Origin of the sequence: Micromonospora sp. M61 (genome assembly GCF_018070245.1) — a bacterium.
Taxonomy (GTDB): Bacteria; Actinomycetota; Actinomycetes; order Mycobacteriales; family Micromonosporaceae; genus Micromonospora; species Micromonospora zamorensis.
The window spans coordinates 37,976-52,837 of sequence record NZ_JAGPYA010000006.1; the positions used below are offsets into that span (position 1 = coordinate 37,976).

15 protein-coding genes and 1 tRNA gene are annotated in these 14,862 nt (G+C 66.4%); 4 read left to right on the forward strand and 12 right to left on the reverse strand.

All coding sequences use genetic code 11. The annotated features are described in order from the left end of the window. Nucleotides 1-130 precede the first annotated feature (130 nt). The 8 genes from KBX34_RS05335 to KBX34_RS05370 all read right to left on the reverse strand — a co-directional run bounded on the left by KBX34_RS05335 (nucleotide 131) and on the right by KBX34_RS05370 (nucleotide 6,657). Nucleotides 131-1,567: a tyrosine-type recombinase/integrase gene (locus KBX34_RS05335; protein ID WP_210923550.1), complete on the reverse strand. Its 1,437-nt coding sequence runs from the start codon at nucleotides 1,565-1,567 to the stop codon at nucleotides 131-133. Further along, entirely contained in the window at nucleotides 1,564-1,749 is a 186-nt protein-coding gene (locus KBX34_RS05340; RefSeq protein ID WP_030329852.1) for an AlpA family transcriptional regulator, read from the reverse strand. Before KBX34_RS05340 ends, KBX34_RS05335 begins: the two co-directional genes overlap by 4 nt. Next, entirely contained in the window at nucleotides 1,746-3,500 is a 1,755-nt protein-coding gene (locus KBX34_RS05345; protein ID WP_210923551.1) for a replication initiator, read from the reverse strand. The genes KBX34_RS05340 and KBX34_RS05345 overlap by 4 nt, the downstream gene beginning before the upstream one ends. Next, on the reverse strand, nucleotides 3,497-4,039 hold the full coding sequence (locus KBX34_RS05350) for a DUF2637 domain-containing protein (RefSeq protein ID WP_210923553.1): 543 nt from the start codon (nucleotides 4,037-4,039) through the stop codon (nucleotides 3,497-3,499). Before KBX34_RS05350 ends, KBX34_RS05345 begins: the two co-directional genes overlap by 4 nt. Further along, the gene (locus KBX34_RS05355) at nucleotides 4,036-4,224 is read right to left on the reverse strand and encodes a hypothetical protein (protein ID WP_210923555.1); all 189 of its coding nucleotides are present in this window, start codon (nucleotides 4,222-4,224) and stop codon (nucleotides 4,036-4,038) included. Before KBX34_RS05355 ends, KBX34_RS05350 begins: the two co-directional genes overlap by 4 nt. Nucleotides 4,225-4,227: 3 nt before the next feature. Further along, nucleotides 4,228-4,494, reverse strand: coding sequence for a hypothetical protein (locus KBX34_RS05360; protein WP_210923557.1), 267 nt, complete (start codon nucleotides 4,492-4,494; stop codon nucleotides 4,228-4,230). Then, nucleotides 4,491-6,086, reverse strand: a complete 1,596-nt coding sequence (locus KBX34_RS05365; protein ID WP_210923558.1) for an FtsK/SpoIIIE domain-containing protein — start codon at nucleotides 6,084-6,086, stop codon at nucleotides 4,491-4,493. Before KBX34_RS05365 ends, KBX34_RS05360 begins: the two co-directional genes overlap by 4 nt. Before the next feature lie 175 nt (nucleotides 6,087-6,261). Continuing rightward, a complete protein-coding gene (locus KBX34_RS05370) occupies nucleotides 6,262-6,657 on the reverse strand; it encodes a transcriptional regulator (protein ID WP_091402451.1) in 396 nt (131 codons plus the stop codon). Between the two features lie 1,001 nt (nucleotides 6,658-7,658). On the opposite strand from KBX34_RS05370, the gene KBX34_RS05375 reads away from it, so the two are divergent. Next, nucleotides 7,659-8,096, forward strand: a complete 438-nt coding sequence (locus tag KBX34_RS05375; protein ID WP_210923560.1) for a hypothetical protein — start codon at nucleotides 7,659-7,661, stop codon at nucleotides 8,094-8,096. On the opposite strand, the gene KBX34_RS05380 is transcribed toward KBX34_RS05375, so the two are convergent. The 3 genes from KBX34_RS05380 to KBX34_RS05390 all read right to left on the reverse strand — a co-directional run bounded on the left by KBX34_RS05380 (nucleotide 8,086) and on the right by KBX34_RS05390 (nucleotide 10,066). Next, entirely contained in the window at nucleotides 8,086-8,862 is a 777-nt protein-coding gene (locus KBX34_RS05380) for a glycosyltransferase (RefSeq protein ID WP_307871332.1), read from the reverse strand. The two genes, KBX34_RS05375 and KBX34_RS05380, sit on opposite strands and share 11 nt — an antisense overlap. Further along, on the reverse strand, nucleotides 8,850-9,671 hold the full coding sequence (locus KBX34_RS05385; RefSeq protein WP_210923562.1) for a GntR family transcriptional regulator: 822 nt from the start codon (nucleotides 9,669-9,671) through the stop codon (nucleotides 8,850-8,852). Before KBX34_RS05385 ends, KBX34_RS05380 begins: the two co-directional genes overlap by 13 nt. 149 nt (nucleotides 9,672-9,820) lie before the next feature. Then, a complete protein-coding gene (locus tag KBX34_RS05390; protein WP_210923564.1) occupies nucleotides 9,821-10,066 on the reverse strand; it encodes a precorrin-4 C11-methyltransferase in 246 nt (81 codons plus the stop codon). Between the two features lie 980 nt (nucleotides 10,067-11,046). Between KBX34_RS05390 and KBX34_RS05395 the strand changes: the two genes are divergently transcribed. The 3 genes from KBX34_RS05395 to KBX34_RS05405 all read left to right on the forward strand — a co-directional run bounded on the left by KBX34_RS05395 (nucleotide 11,047) and on the right by KBX34_RS05405 (nucleotide 14,108). Further along, nucleotides 11,047-11,466: a GntR family transcriptional regulator gene (locus tag KBX34_RS05395; protein WP_210923566.1), complete on the forward strand. Its 420-nt coding sequence runs from the start codon at nucleotides 11,047-11,049 to the stop codon at nucleotides 11,464-11,466. A 219-nt stretch (nucleotides 11,467-11,685) separates the two neighbouring features. Continuing rightward, a complete protein-coding gene (locus KBX34_RS05400) occupies nucleotides 11,686-13,167 on the forward strand; it encodes a hypothetical protein (RefSeq protein WP_210923568.1) in 1,482 nt (493 codons plus the stop codon). 2 nt (nucleotides 13,168-13,169) lie between these two features. Next, entirely contained in the window at nucleotides 13,170-14,108 is a 939-nt protein-coding gene (locus KBX34_RS05405; RefSeq protein WP_210923569.1) for a DNA adenine methylase, read from the forward strand. Nucleotides 14,109-14,772: 664 nt separating this feature from the next. Here KBX34_RS05405 and KBX34_RS05410 read toward each other — a convergent pair. Beyond that, a tRNA-Tyr gene (locus KBX34_RS05410) sits at nucleotides 14,773-14,856 on the reverse strand. Nucleotides 14,857-14,862 lie beyond the last annotated feature (6 nt).

The window sequence follows — 14,862 nt, forward strand, 5'->3', positions numbered from 1 at the left end:
AATCGAACCAACCGTGACACGGACCTCGGACCGGGTCGGAACGTGCGGTGCGGGCAACTCCACCCCCTCCTTTTAGCGCACCCCGTCAACACCAGCGCTCAGCAGGGCACTGCCCAGACCAGCAGCAACGTCATCCGAGAGCGTCACCGATCTTGTCATTCATGGTGTCGTCGCCGCCGTCGATGCAGTTGGCGTAGACGCGGAGCAGGACGGCCACGCCGTGGCCCAGGCGCCGGGCGACCTCGGTCGGTGGAACGCCCGCATTCAGCCAGAGCGAGGCCGCCGCGTGCCGCAGGTCGTAGGGCCGGCGGACGAGCGGCGAGGCGACCTGCGATTCGGTCAGCGCCTTCTCGCGGGCGAGCTTCCACCACCGGTCGTAGACCGACTCGGAGAGCGGCCCGCCGTGCAGGCCCCGGAAGAACCGACCGTCCGGACCGACCCCGTGATTCTCGACGTGCGCGCACAGCAGCTCGACGAGCCGGGGCGGGATCGGGACCGTCCGAGTCTCCGCTCTCCCCCGGTGCTTGAGTCCCCGCCGCTCGTGGGAGCCGCCGTCATCGGTCCAGTGCGACCCGGCCCGCGGCGAGGTGCCGGCGAGCACCAGGCGGCCCCAGCGATATTCAATCTTCTCGTGTTCGCAGGACCGGGAAGGCTTGACCGCCGCCAGGTCGTCGAAGTCGGCCCCGCAGTCGGCGCACCGGCCGGCAAGGTCGCAGTCCTCTCGCCGTAGGTCCGCGGCTTCCGAGGGACGCATCCCCGCGTAGTAGAGGCAGCCGAAGAACGCGGTGACCTTGTCGGCTCGTTTGCCGAGAGATTTCACCGCCTCCAGCAGCGTGGCGACCTGGGCCGGGTTCGCCACCACCCGGCGGTCGATGGATTGCGCGACCTCGGGGGCGGTCCACTGGACCCGGTCGACTGGGTTGGAGGCGATCAGCTCCAGCTCGACGGCGTACCCGAGGACGTTGTAGAAGGTCGCTCGCTTCCGCTGGACGCTGGAGGCTGCCGCGGGCTTGCCGTCAAGGCGTACGCACAGGCTGTCGAGGACCCGGCGGGCCATCGCGGGCGAGTCCAGCTCGACTACCGGGAGCGACGCGGTCTCCAGCCAAGCCAGCGCCGCCGCGTGCTCGGTGGGGATCTCGTCGGACCAGCGGCGGGGGTTGAGGCCGTAGAGGTACAGCGCCTCACGGAGGAGGGCGTCAGTCGGTCGGCCCCGCTTTGTCGGCCGGGTCAGGGTGACCGTGATGGACGTCAGCGCTTCGACGATCGAGCGCCGAGTCTTCGCGGCCGCCCGGGGCCACTTCATCTCGACGTACGCGCGGCTGTGCGCGTACCAGGTGGTGGGGTTCTTGGTTCTGGCCTCGGAGACCGGGCGGCCGGTGGCGGGGTCGAAGGGCTCCCCCGCGTTGGCCGCCTGGACCAGCTCGGCGCGGAACGAGTGCGCCAGGGCTTTGGTACGGAACATGTCCTCGAAGCGTTGGCCGCTCACCGCCCAGCGGACCCGCCAGGGACGAGCCTTCCGGTCGGCGCGCTTGGCGATCTCCCAGATCTGGACCTCGTAGCTCTTCATGCGGCGTCCTGCTCCAGGTCGCCGAGCCACCGACCGAGCGCCGACCGGCGGACTCGAAGCTGCCCGTTCGGGAGCTTGATCACCCGTGGTCCCTTGCCGGTCTGCCGCCAGTAGAACCAGGTCGAGCGCGGTACGCGCAGCTCGGCGAGCACTTCCGGCACGGTCAACAACTCCTCGTTCACTGCGTCTCCTCCCCGTCGTGCTGTGCGCTGTGCTGAGTTGCCGAAAGATCTGAAGACCCCTGCGCGGCCCGGTCCTTGGCGGCGAGCAGTTCGGATCGCCAGCGGGCGCGTTCGCTGATCGACCGCATGAGCCGGTGGGTCATTGGGCCGACGTCCGGGTCATCGGGTCGGGCCAACTCCCAGGCGTGCCGGACTCGTTCGGTGGTGTCGCCCTGGTCGTCGACGAGCTGCGTGCCGTCGGTGGTGACGCCGAGCAGTGCCCGGACCCAGGCCCGCGCGTCGTGCTTGTGGTCGGCGAGGGTCTTGCCGGACCAGTCGCGGGAGATGAGGATGCGCCGGCCGCCGATGCCGAGGGTGTCGCGCTGGTGGACCTTGCCCTTGCAGCGGCCGGGCTTGAGCTTGGCGTGTGCCTTCTTCGGCTGGACGCCGTAGAGCAGCCAGTTGGCGCACCGGTCGGTGCAGGGGGTCAATCGGAGTTGCTGCCAGAGCCGGTCGAGGTGCTTGCGTTGCCGGTCGGTGGTCGCCTTGTGGCAGTCGCCGGTGTGCTTGGTGATGTATTTCGTGACGTACCGGATGGTCCGTTCGGCGTCCTCGGTGCCGGGCATGACGCCGCGGGCGTCGACCTGGGCGCCGAAGCGCACGACATGCACGGGTTCGGCGTCCGGGTCGTCGTCGATGGCGTCGAGGGCTTCCGTCCAGGTGGCCAGTTGCTCCCGGGAGTCGGGGTCGACCCATGCCGCTGCCTGCTCGTCCCAGATCGGTAGCCGGTCGAGGGTGTAGCGCTGGACGTCGACCGAGGGCCACCACACCTGGTGGTAGGTCGCCGCCGCCGCGGTGCGGAGCACATCGCGCGGGATGGTGCCCCGGATAGCGAAGTGAGCGTGTGGGGCGAGTCGGCGTTGCGGCTCGACGCAGCCGGCGTACTGGACGTTCCAGCCCTCGCACCGTCGGAGGTTCTGCCAGAACCGATCGAGCAGCCGAGGGAAGTGCACGGCGTCCCAGGCGGCACGGCGGTAGTCGTACCTGGCCGGGTTGACGGGGGTGCCGTCGGGGCGGACCGGGCCGTACGAGTCGAGGGTGAGGGTCAGCCACATCGACGGTTGGTAGGTGGAGCCGTCCGGGGCGGTGTAGGTCTTGCCGACGGTGCGCCGCTCGACCTTGCGCCGGGGCAGTTCGGGGGCATCTTGACGCCGTTTGGTGGAGCGCTTGCGCCGTGGGCCGGGCTCGTCGTCCTGGTCCTCGTCGTCGGTGGCGTGAGGTGGTCCGACGCGCCCGCGCAGGCCCTCAGCGGTGATGGCTTCCTCTACCTCGCGGATTGCCTCGTCGAGGTCGGTCACCTGGTCCCACTGGGCGGCGCGTACGGCCTCGTCGCGGGAGAACTCCAAATGTGCGCGGAACAGGATCAGGGACTTCTGTGCTTCGGTTGCGGGTTCCGGACCGGGTAGGGGCTCGTCGTCGCGGTGCCAGCCCTCGCGGATCTGGGCTTGCCGTAGCCGGCGGTTCTTCTTGGCGCACGGCGGGCACTTGTCCTCGCGGGTCGCGCCGCAGGGCAGGTCGATGACTTCGGTCAGGCCGGTGTCGAGGTCGGTCCGGCGCATGGCGAGCGGGCGGACGCAGACGCCGTACTCGATGGCGATGTCCTTAAGGACGTCGATTGAGCGGGGCAGCGCCATGCGGGCCGCCCGCGACCCCGGGCGAGGAGCAACCGGGGTCGGGGCGGGTTCGAGGCCGGGCAGGGTTGGAGCCGTCATCGGATGATCCCGACGACCTGGGGCCGGTTGTGCTGGACGACGCCGACCGGAGGCAGCACCGCGGCTGATGCCGGCGGCATCACCGGACCCGGCGGCGCGAGTTCAACCGGCTGCGGCTCGTCGTACCAATCGCCCTGCGGCTGATCGGGCTCCGATGCCGGCGGGGTAGCGGGTTCACTGGACAGAACGACCTTGACCAGGGCGAGGAAGGCCAGCGAGGGCACGGCCGCGACGATCCAGCCCCAGACGGAGGGTTCTGCTTCGGCGACCTGAGCGGCGAGGGACAGCAGCGCGAACGCGATCAGGAGCACACCGACCAGGCCAACAGGTCGACCAGTGCGACGGCGGGCGCGGATTTCCAGGCCGAGGTAGATGGCCATCAGCTCGACCGCTACGGCGTTGGCCCAGCCGATCCAGTCGGGCTGACCGTGGGCGACGGTCAGGTCGTGGACGTGGGTGAAGGCGGCGGCGCCGGCCATGGTGCCGATGGCGAGCAGGATCAGCACCCGGACGCCGGACTCGGCGCGTTCGCGGATCATCGGCCGCTGCCGTTGTCGCGGATGGTCAGGGTGATGCTGATCTGTTGGCCGTTGAGGTCGCGGCGGCGGTTGACCATGTGCGCCAGGCCGTGCAGGGCACCGGCGAGCCGGTCCGGGGAGCCGTTGAGTTCGATGTGCAGCGGCTTGAGGCGGTGGGTGCCGAGGAAGAAGCTCTTGAGGGACATCGGTTACCTCCGGGCCGGGGCGACGCGGGTACGGATGTGGTCTGGTGGCTCGCCGAGGGAGGCCACCGCTTCGGAGAGGCAGCGCCACAGCGCCCACGCCTCGTCGGGGGTCAGGTACATGCGGCGCCGGCCGCCACCGACTGCGAGATAGACCGGGTATGCGTCGGGCCGGGCGGGGTCGACGCGCACGGACACGGCCGTGCTGGTGGCACCGTCGATGCCGGGCGCGCGTAGCCGGTAGAAGGTTCGGCCGTCGGTCGGGGCGGTCACCGCGGCTCACCCCCGTCGGTGTCCCGGTCGAGGATGTTCAGCAGCGAGTCGGGCAGCAGTGGTCCGCGACGCTGCCGGGGCAGAGGCGGCCGGGTCGGTTCGGTGGCGGTTTCCCGGCCGACCTGGGCGAGGATGTCCGCCGCGTCGGCCGGTGCCGGGTACTCGGCGGCCAGCTCCCGGATGTGATCGTCGGAGATGTAGGAGAAGCGGACTCGGGCTGGCTCGGGGGTGCCGTCGAGGATCACGTAGCCGACGCCCTTCGCCCAGCGGGGCATCTGGTCGGCGAGGGCGCCCCGGTTGCGGGCACCGTCGCCCAACACGAGGTCGACCTGGGCGGCCTCGGTCATGCCGAGCGCGATGCGGGTCGGGAACAGGTCCCGGAAGGGCAGCACCTCCTTGCGGGGGTCCTGCAAGGCGGCCACCACCAGGACGCCGACGCCGGCACCCTGCGACAGCAGCAGCCCGAGTGAGCCGGCGATGCGCTTGCGCAGGTCGACGTCCTGGAGGTACGCGGTCAGTGCCGCCATCTCATCGATGACGACCACGACTAGGGGGTCATCCAGGGTCGGCGTGTGAACCCGCACCGCGCCGGCAAGCCGGGTCTGCCGCTCCCGCATCACCGTCACGGCCTCGTCGAGCAGATCGGCCATGGCCTCGAACGACTTGCAGGCGAAGCGAGCGAACAGCGGCCGACCCATGGCGAACTCCATGCCGCCCTTGGGATCGATCACCCAGAGCCGGACCAGCCCGGAGGAGATCCCACCGGCCAGGACCCGGACCAACGACCACAGCACCGAGCCCTTCCCGGAGCGGGTGGCGCCGCCGATGAGGACGTGAGTGGCGAGCAAGTGCAGGCACCAGTGCCGCAGGTCTTCCCGTCGCGCCAGGGGCAGCGCGGTGAAGTCGGGCACCGACGGGACGTCGAACGGGTCGACCAGGGTGCGCAGCGCATCCGTGCGGACAACCACCAGGTAGACCACCGACGGTCGGTCCCGGAACCGCAGCCGGTCCACCGCGCCCAGGACCAGCGCCCAATAGCCCGACCGGATCGGCGGGTCATCGGGGCGCTCGGAGTAGACCCGGGCGTGCCGCCGGCCGAAGGCGTACGCCAGGTTCGCCGTTGCCCTTTGAAATTCCTCCGGTGTCTGGCCGCGGACCATGCGGATGGTCAGCACGTCTAGCGCCTGATCCGAGCGGACCCGCAGCAGCTCCGGCAGGACCGTGCGATGGTCGTACACCTTAGCCAGGCCGCAGAGCGTCATTGCCTCGCGCCAGGCCCGCTGGTAGACGAAGAGTTGGCGGAACCGGCCGAGGATCGGACCGGCGCACCAGGTCCACCAGGACGATTCGTGCCGCCACCGCCACAGCGCCGACGCGGCAGCGGCCAGGACCACGGGCACGATCACGCCGACCCGACCGAATTCCCGGTAGAGGCTCACCCCGGCCACGACCAGGCCGACGGCGACCGGGTGGCGAAGACACCACCACAGGCCCCGCCACAGCCACCGCAGCACCAGGCCGATCGCAATCAGCCAGACCGGCAGCTCCAGCCTGCGCGGGCGGATCACCATCAGGTCCCCGGCGGTGGTCATCACGACCTCGCCACGCGGCCGGCGGATCATCGGGCACCCGCCACTGTGGGCCGCCGCAGGACGGCAGGGATACGCTTGGACATGTCACTACCTCTCTCGACAGAGCAGGGGAAAGAGACAGAGGGCGGGGCTGCCGTCCGCCAAGACCTGACAGCCCCGCCCCCACCAGATGCGGCTACTGCGCCGCCTTCGTCGCCACGCCCGCCGGGGCACGCATCCCGGTCGCCCGCAGCGAATACGCCATCCGACCGTTGTTGCCCACGTACGGCGTGACGGTCATGCCGTCGAACTCCACCGCCTCGAACAGGCCACCCGTCGGCGGCACCGGCTGATAGTCCGCCGAGATCTTCACCGTCGTCTCTCGGGAGCGCTTGCCAAGCTCCGGGTCCAGGTCCATCACCCGGACCTGCCACACCCGCTGGCCGGTCAGCTTGTCCTTCGCCGGGCTACGCCGGCCGGTCTTCTCGTCGTAGTCCTCGACCTCGCCCAGAGACTCGGGCACCAACGCGCACCCCGCCGGGAACACGTCCTCACACCGCACCGCGAACCTCGTGCCGCCACGCAGAGCCATCGCTCAACCTCCAACTTGTTAACTTGTCTGCCAAGTTGAGTCCAAGGTAGATGGCACTTGGCAGACAAGTCAACAAGTTTCACCGGTGCGACTGCGCCGCACGGCGGCCTCCGCTACTAACTGAGCGCCCCCGGGGATCACCAAGGCCGCGAGGGCACTGACAGCCGAGTCCTACGCGCGGTGCTCTCGGGATGACGCCGACCATGTCTTCAGGCCGACCTATGTTGCGGGTAGCCAGTGCGGCAAGGGCCAGGCACAGCCGGAGCGCCGCGCCTGCCACCATCGTTTTGCTGGTCAGACTCACGATCTATGGTTCAATTCGGCTCGTAGCCGCCATCCGCCGCCTACTAGGTTCGAATACTCGGTAGATATAACAGCTACCAATTTCGGCGTGTTGCAAGTTGCTAGGAAACCCGGTGGGTAAGTTGAGGTTCGCACCGAAGGTAAGGTTTGGAACGTTAGGTTCGTTGAACGTTGAACGCAACGCGAAACGTTCTGAACCCACCCGCTGCTGCCGGCCGTCGAGGCCCGGCACGGAGGAAGCCCCCGCTCCCGGCCCGTGAAGACGAGAAGCGGAGGCTCCGCCCGAGAAGGGATGGGCCTTCCTAAACGGAGGGCTCATCCCCCTCACCCTTGGCATCGGTCCCGACTGCCACCAGCGTCAACAGCCTGATGATCAGAGCTACCAGCTCAATCAACGTGCCAACTCCAGCCGTTCGGGAACTCCGCCGCCTGCCAGGAGCGCGTCTTTTGCGGCCCAGGCTTCTTCTACTTGGCATAAACAATGATCTCCAATTGATCGGAGAGGCGCTGGTCGCCTACTGCGGGGTAAGGAAGACGACCGCCCGGCCAGTTTGGTGATCAGTGAAGTGCCATCGTGATGCTAGCGGCCTATCCGTAATTGATGGTGCGACGCGCGCGCGACTGTCGAGACTTGTGAAGCGACTGACTCACCGAACCGATGCGTGTAGAGCGAAGAACGGCAGGGAACCAGTGATCCCATGAACAACGGCAGCCAATCCGTGGATGAGAAGCACTCACGTCCGGCGGGCGTAGACGACACGACTGTCGAAGCGCTCGGCGAGTTGAGCAAGGCGCTGGAGACGATCCATCGAGTGCGAGGGCACCTCTACTCGGCGCACCAGCTCGTCGGCGGCGCGGATCTGACCCTCGACCGGGTGGTGAAGCTACTTCGCGAGGCCGGACACGACGAGATGGCCGACCGGGTTGAGCACGAGCTGTTGGGGCGGAACCTGCTACCTGGTCGGTGGACTTTCCAGATCGTGGAGGAGTTCGACGACGGCTACTACGCCGCGTTCCAGGAGATCGAGCGGGACGCGCGGGAGAAGCTAGCCGGCGGCCGGCGACACATCTTCGAGGCGGAGATGAAGGAGCGGCGCCGCACCCACGGGATGCCAGGGCACGAAGCTACGCCGTAGCGCTGCCGCCGAAGCCGTTCGGGATCATCGAGGCCAGGGCGTTGGCTCGGGCCTCGATGATCCTCATTCGCGCCAGGTACTCGGCCGGTTCCCGGTGCGCGGCCTGGCTGGTGACCTGGCCGGGCCACTTGCGGTAAAGCAGGCCGTACTCCCTGGTGAAGCAGCCCGCGGTGACCGCGTTGGCGGCAAGCAGGAGGCCGGTGTCCTCGGAGGCCGGCAGGGCCATCCAGCCGCCCAGAGCGAAGACGAGATCTCGCCGCAGGCACAGGGTCGCCGGGTGCACCGATGCTCGGTAGTCGTTGGCCTTCCAGAACGCCAGGACCCCACCGCGGTCGATGACCCCGCCGGCCGGGTCCTTGTCCCATCCGGCGGTCGAGCCGTCGGGCAGCAGGTCGAGTACCCGCGAGGTGGTCCAGCCGATCTGCGGGTGGGCGTCGAACGCGGCAATGTCCCGGCCGAGCGCGCCAGGGGTCAACTGGTCGTCAGCGTCCAGCACCTTGATGAGTTGCCCGGAGACCCGGGAAAGAGCGAGGGTACGGGCAACGCCAGGCCCACCGGGACGGCCGGTGCCCAGACTGATCCGGGGATCGTCGGGCAGAGCGTCGGCCAGGGCGCCGGTCTGCCCGTCCTCCTGGACGAGCCATTCCCAGTCCCAGCCGGCTGGCATCTCCTGCTTGGCCAACGACTCGTAGGCGCCAGGCAGGTGCTCGATGCTGGGCGCGTGAACCGGGGTGATGACCGAGACAAGCTGCGTCAAGTTCTCCACCGCTGGAGTTTGTGGGAGTAGACAAGCTCGGTGCGGTCGCCCGGCATCACCACGTCGGCGACCTCGACGACTCGGCCAGTGATGTCGACCGAGGTCTTCCGCACGGTGAGCACGGAAACGCCCGGGTCGATGTCCAACAGCTCGGCCTCATCCGGCGACGGCGGACGCGCCCGGATCTCGTCGTCGATCCGGTCCAGCTCGATGCCCAGCGTGTAGAGCTGGTGCTGCGTGCCGCCCGGCCACGGCTCCTTGCCTGCGTCGAGCAGGTCCGGGTTCGCGGCCACCATGTCATAAGGCAGGTAGGAGTACGACACGGTCAGTGGCGCGTTCTCGTGCCGGGAGGACGTCCAGTAGACCCGGCGCAGCAGCGAAGTGCCCGCCTCGACCTGTAAGGCCGCCGCCATCTCCGCGTTCGCCTCCACCCGCGAATACTCGGCGTGAAACTTCAGGTCGTCGACGGTCAGGCCGGTGTCATGCTCGGTGGCACCGGTCTTCAGCCTTTCGTCCTCATCGAGCAGGACGCGATCCTTCTCCCACTGGTACCGCTCGGTGTTGCGACGGCGTACCCGTTGGCGGGGTGCCCGGACGTAGGTGCCGCGCCCCTGCTCCGCGCGGACCAGGCCCCATTCCCGGAGCTGTCGGATGGCGTTGCGGACGCTCGTTCGCGACAGGCCCGAGGTGTCGGCCAACTCGGTCTCGCTGGGCATCAGAGTGCCGGGGGCAAGTTCGCCGCTCACGATCTTCGCCCGCAACTCTTCTGCGAGTTGCAGGTAGCGAGGGCGCCAGTCCCGGCCTTGCACACCGGTCACCGTACCCCCTAGACGTTCCAACGTCTGCCAGGTGGTGCCGCCGGCGGGCCGCTCAGGAACCGCCGGTACGGCTACCGCTGCGCGCGGTGGCCGCGCAGGGCGCAGGCCAGGAGTACGAGGAACGGCTGAGCCCCGACGGGTATTGGCATTCACCGCGTCTCTCCGGCCCGCTCGCCGCCTTCTGCCGGTGTCAGCATCTCCAGCTGGGCGTACACCAGCTCGTCAATGAGCCGGTCTACCTGCGCGGACGACAGGAGCACGGTCTGCGTCGCGCCGTATCGGGTCGCGTCGAGCTTCACGGCCAGGTCCCGGCGGGCGAACCGATCGACGACCAGTTGGACGGTGACCCAGCCGGTCCGCTCCCGCCCAATGGTGGAGAGAAGCCCACGGTGCATCGGGTCGTTCGGTCCGCAGCCTCGACACCAGACCGGGCACACGACCGGCGCGATCGACGACGGCGACCGACCCTCTGGAATGGCAGCGCCCTCACTCATCGCCGGCCCCCTGCTCCCCGGTGGCCTGCGCCAGCGACCCACGAAGGTGCTCGACTAGCTGGGCCGCCTGCGGCAAGGACAGCTCCGCCCAGGCGTTCCCGGCCCGACACGTCACGTGAACGCCGACCATGGGACCACCCAGAGCCTCACTGCTGATGAGGTACGTGACGACAAGGCCGCCCGCTCGACTGTCGCCGGCCCGCTGCATGGGGCCGCGATGGCGGCGGGCCATGTGCGTCATCACCGGCGGCACCAGGTAGCCGCAGCGATCCGGGGCGCACCAGTCCGGATGGCTCGTGATTGGAGCCGGCTTGTTCGTACGACTCATCGCGGCCACCGCCCGCCGTTGCCTCGGAAAACTTGGGCTTGTGTCATGAGGGGCGCATACCGGAGCACAGGCAATGGACGGGTGGCGCCTGTCGACCACCGCGGCGAGGAGGTCGTAGAAGCCGCGCGCGGACTCGACTGACCGATGCTGCTGATATCCGGGGCAGATGGGCATGGGCGCCTCCGAGACCACCGGGACGAGAGCCAATGGTGCCGACGGTGAGAGCCGGACATCGCACCTCCACAGGTAGGCGGGGACCGGTGGCCAGCTACGGGGGAATGCAGCCGGCCACCGGCCCGGATGAAGGCACGGCGCACCGTCCGACGCCGGACGGGTCGGGTATCGCCGAGCCAACTTGTACGCGCGGCTACCGCAACCGGCCCGACAGGACGCCGCGCATCAGGTGCGGCCAGGCCGGCGCGAAACCCCTGGCACGGACCGTCACCGCAGCCGCACACCAGGAAACGTATCTACAAGTAGACGAGTTGTCTAGACGTCGAAACGGGTCACTTGGTTGGCACTTGGTAAGACAAGTGCCAGGTACGGTGAGCAGGTGCCCACCCCGCACTACGGCCAACCGCGGTATCGAGTCATCGCCGACAAACTAAGAGCAAATATCGAGGCCGGCTTGATCCCACCTGGAGCCCTCCTGCCTCCTGAGAGCACTCTCTCGGCCGACTACAGGGCAAGTCGCGGCACGATCCGCCAAGCGATTGCTGCGCTTCGGCAGGCGGGCCTCGTTGTCACTGAGCATGGCCGCGGCACTTACGCGCGGCCGCGCCCCCTTGAGCAAACCCGGCCGGCCGACACTACTGAACCTGAAACAAGGCAGCGTCAGATCCCGGCCGAGGCTGACTTAGCGATGCTTTTTGAAGTACGGGTCGGAGCGGCACTTATCGAACAAGAGACTGTCATGCGAAATGACGGAGGAGTCGTTAGGGCAGTCGTCCGCACCTATCGACTAGCAGACTGACGGGCGGCATTCCGCTGTTCGACGAGCGGAAGACTCTCTTGCTGGCGACCTCCTCCAAGGCCAGAGAAGCCGCCACTCGCACAGCATGGCCGAGTCGGAAACACGACACTTCGAGATGAGCAGTTCACCCTTTTAGTACGATTTTAAGGGAATTTGCCACCCCTTACACCTGGTTGATGACAAAGATATGCTCCCTCGAAACATTACGAGGAGCCGCCTGTGCGCTATATCAACGTTCGCCCTTCGCAGGTCAACCTTGATCCGGACAATCCTCGCCTGCCAGACGGAACCACGAGCGACCGTGAGGCAATTAACCGACTCCTAGACGAAGGCCTTGAGAGCCTCATTAACCTTGCGCGGGATTTGGCGCAGACCGGGGAGTCAAACCCGGCGGAGCTTCCGATCGCGGTGAAGCAAGGCAATAAGTATCTGATCCTCGAAGGCAACAGGCGTTTCGCCGCGCTTAAGTTGCTACGAGATCCCGCCTTGGCCTACGACAATGAGCACGAGCGAGCTTTCCGCCGAGCGGCCGCTCTTGGGACACCACCGTCCGCAATCTATACACTCGTCTGCAAGAGCAAAGAAGAGGCAGACCGCTGGATCGTCTACCGCCATACTGGCGAGAATGGTGGGCGGGGCACCAAGCGTTGGAGCGCGGAGCAAGCAGCAACGTACCGCCGCCGAGCCAAAAAGGTTGTAGACGCAGGAACAGATCGTTCGATAACCATCGCAGATGAGTTAGCGGAAGCTTACGCTGCCGATCCGGAGGTTGTTGAACTCGTACGGAGAGTGCGGCGCGACAAACTGACGAATATCGGCCGGTTTTTCTCTAAAGATGTACTTCTAACGTTGCATTTCACGATCGAGACGGACAAGTCGTCCAACATACGAGAAAAGACGCTATGGGTCCGTCACGATGCCGGCCAGCTACGTGACTTCTTCATGTGGTCCTTTGGCTACATCCTCAATCATACTGTGGACGCCTATAAGAATCCTGACATACGCAAGGATCTTCTTATCTCTGCCGGCCACGTGACTCCCAGCAATTCAGATGCAGCCGACAGGCCCTTCCGCCTAGCGACCGGCCCCACCTCCAGGCCGCCGACAAAAGCGTCAGCCGCCGGCGCTGAGCACACCGCCGCGTCACACAGCGGCCCCGGGAACCAAGAGGATCGGCAGGCTACCGAAGACTCTGGTTCTCCGCAGGAGAACACGCCGTCCGAAGGTGTGGACAATTCTAATGCACCGGAAACCCGGGCCAGAAGACGGGCCGAGGCGAAACCGGACCGGTTTCTGCTTCAAGGGCTGCGGCTACCCAATCACCCGCGCCGAGTACAGGATCTCATCAAGGAATGCAGGACTGTTGATGTGGAGCTGTACCCCGGAGTCGCATGTGTCATGGCGAGAGTTATCGTCGAACTCTCCGTCTCAAGCGAAGAAGTTTTGAAGCTATCTGGGGCGAGCGAAGGGGAGCCCCTGAAAGACAAGATCATAAAGATGCTAAAATATCTCGATCCGGATATCGAGAAGCGAAAGCGAGACCAAGGACTTGCGCAAGCGTTCTTCGAAGCGTCGGAAATTGGAATGCAGTACCTGAATGGCTTTGTGCATAATCCCAACGTCCGGCCTGATCATCACCTGGCCAGGAGGTATAGTGACGCCTTCCGACCCTTCCTCGAACGAGTAGACGAGGCGCTCTAAGTATGCGCTTCATCTCCCCCCTCCGCTATCCGGGCGGCAAAGCCAAGCTAGGCCCGTACTTTGCCCGCATTCTGGCCAGCCAGCCCGCAACCATCGAGACGTACGCCGAGCCATATGCTGGAGGAGTCGGTGCCGGCCTGCACCTTCTGGCGGAGGGCCATATCAGTCACCTGATGGTTAACGACCTGAATCCCGGGATCGCCGCGCTATGGCGCTGCATAATCCAGCAGCCCGATGAAATCATCGAACGAATTCAGTCTGAGGACGTCAGCCTCGATGCTTGGCACCGGCATCGAGACGTTTACCTGAACCCAGCAGATAAAAGCGACCTCGATTTAGGATTCTCTACATTTTTTTTAAATAGATGCAACCGCTCAGGCATTCTCACGGCCCGGCCCATTGGCGGACTCGACCAGTCCGGTAAATGGAAGATTGATGCCCGATTCAACCGAGCAGAACTCGCCGCCCGAATCCGAAAGATTGGATCACTTCCGGGAAGTATTTCTGTTTCGGAGAAGCCTGCCCTCGACTTCTTAGCAGCGGTGTCACGGCGAGTGAAACCTGTTTTACTTTACGTTGACCCGCCATATCTGGTAAAAGGCGAAGAGCTCTATATGAGCTCTCACTCTTGGAGTGATCACGAAAAACTGGCGGAAGCGCTCTCCAAGTCGCGGCACCCGTGGATCCTAACCTACGACGTCGACGATCGAGTCCGCAGCTTATACCCCTCCAATAGGTGCCTAAGATACAGCATCTCCCACACAGCACAGACACAGAAAGTTGGTCGGGAGTTTATGCTGTTCAGTAGAGGCTTGAGAGTCGACGACGTATCGGTTGCTTCCAGTCGGGTTGGCTCATGGGTGGAGCCCGATGCCCAAGCAATGTCAACGCGCACAGATTCCCTGCAACAGCCATTGTTCGCTGACATTCCCGGTGCTTGAAGCCTGAGTAGTCGGCTTTGGGATTCGCTGGAATTCCAGGCCCGCATCGCGGGACTGCCGACACGTCCAACCGCAGAGCGGTAGCGGCCGGCAGGGCTGCACCGATGCCCACTCGGGCGGAAGTCGTTGCAGGGCTGCTCCGGGCAATCGACTGCCGAATAGCTCTATTCTGGATCAAGGCACCGCGCTCCGCGCGGCGCGGGCGGTGAGCCGGCCGGCGGCAAGCCGCCCCGGTCGCCTCCGGCGCCGGGGCGGAGAGCCACCGACTGCCGCCGGACCGCCGCCCCGAACTTCTCCGACCTAGAAGCAGCACGACCACGGCCAGGCGGTACGGAAGCCGGCAGGTCGACCTGATCGAGGGCCAAGGCTTCCGACTGCCGCGCCAGTCCAACCCCGGGACTGACTTGCCCCCGGCCCAACTCCCGCAGCGGCAGAGCCCGACAAGCAGCCCTCAGCCGGTCGCTCCAGGCACGGCCCATGTCAGGCCGGCAAATCACTAGAGCATGAGCGTCCGCAGCCCCAGGAGAGCCCTGAGGGGCAAGATCGACCTGCCCACCATCTGCCCACAACCAGTCGGCAACGACTGGACTCAGCCAGACTCAGCTAGATCAACGACAACGACCCCTGATCAGCATCTCTGCTGGTCAGGGGCCTCGTCTGCACCTGGTGGCGGGTAGAGGATTCGAACCTCTGAAGCTTTCGCGACGGATTTACAGTCCGCTCCCATTGGCCGCTCGGGCAACCCGCCAGGGCA

Coding starts and splice junctions, on each gene's coding strand:
- KBX34_RS05335 (WP_210923550.1), bottom strand. CDS start 1,567: ATGAAGAGCTACGAGGTCCAGATCTGGGAGATCGCCAAGCGCGCCGAC.
- KBX34_RS05345 (WP_210923551.1), bottom strand. CDS start 3,500: ATGACGGCTCCAACCCTGCCCGGCCTCGAACCCGCCCCGACCCCGGTT.
- KBX34_RS05350 (WP_210923553.1), bottom strand. CDS start 4,039: ATGATCCGCGAACGCGCCGAGTCCGGCGTCCGGGTGCTGATCCTGCTC.
- KBX34_RS05355 (WP_210923555.1), bottom strand. CDS start 4,224: ATGTCCCTCAAGAGCTTCTTCCTCGGCACCCACCGCCTCAAGCCGCTG.
- KBX34_RS05365 (WP_210923558.1), bottom strand. CDS start 6,086: ATGACCACCGCCGGGGACCTGATGGTGATCCGCCCGCGCAGGCTGGAG.
- KBX34_RS05370 (WP_091402451.1), bottom strand. CDS start 6,657: ATGGCTCTGCGTGGCGGCACGAGGTTCGCGGTGCGGTGTGAGGACGTG.
- KBX34_RS05375 (WP_210923560.1), top strand. CDS start 7,659: ATGAACAACGGCAGCCAATCCGTGGATGAGAAGCACTCACGTCCGGCG.
- KBX34_RS05390 (WP_210923564.1), bottom strand. CDS start 10,066: ATGCACCGTGGGCTTCTCTCCACCATTGGGCGGGAGCGGACCGGCTGG.
- KBX34_RS05405 (WP_210923569.1), top strand. CDS start 13,170: ATGCGCTTCATCTCCCCCCTCCGCTATCCGGGCGGCAAAGCCAAGCTA.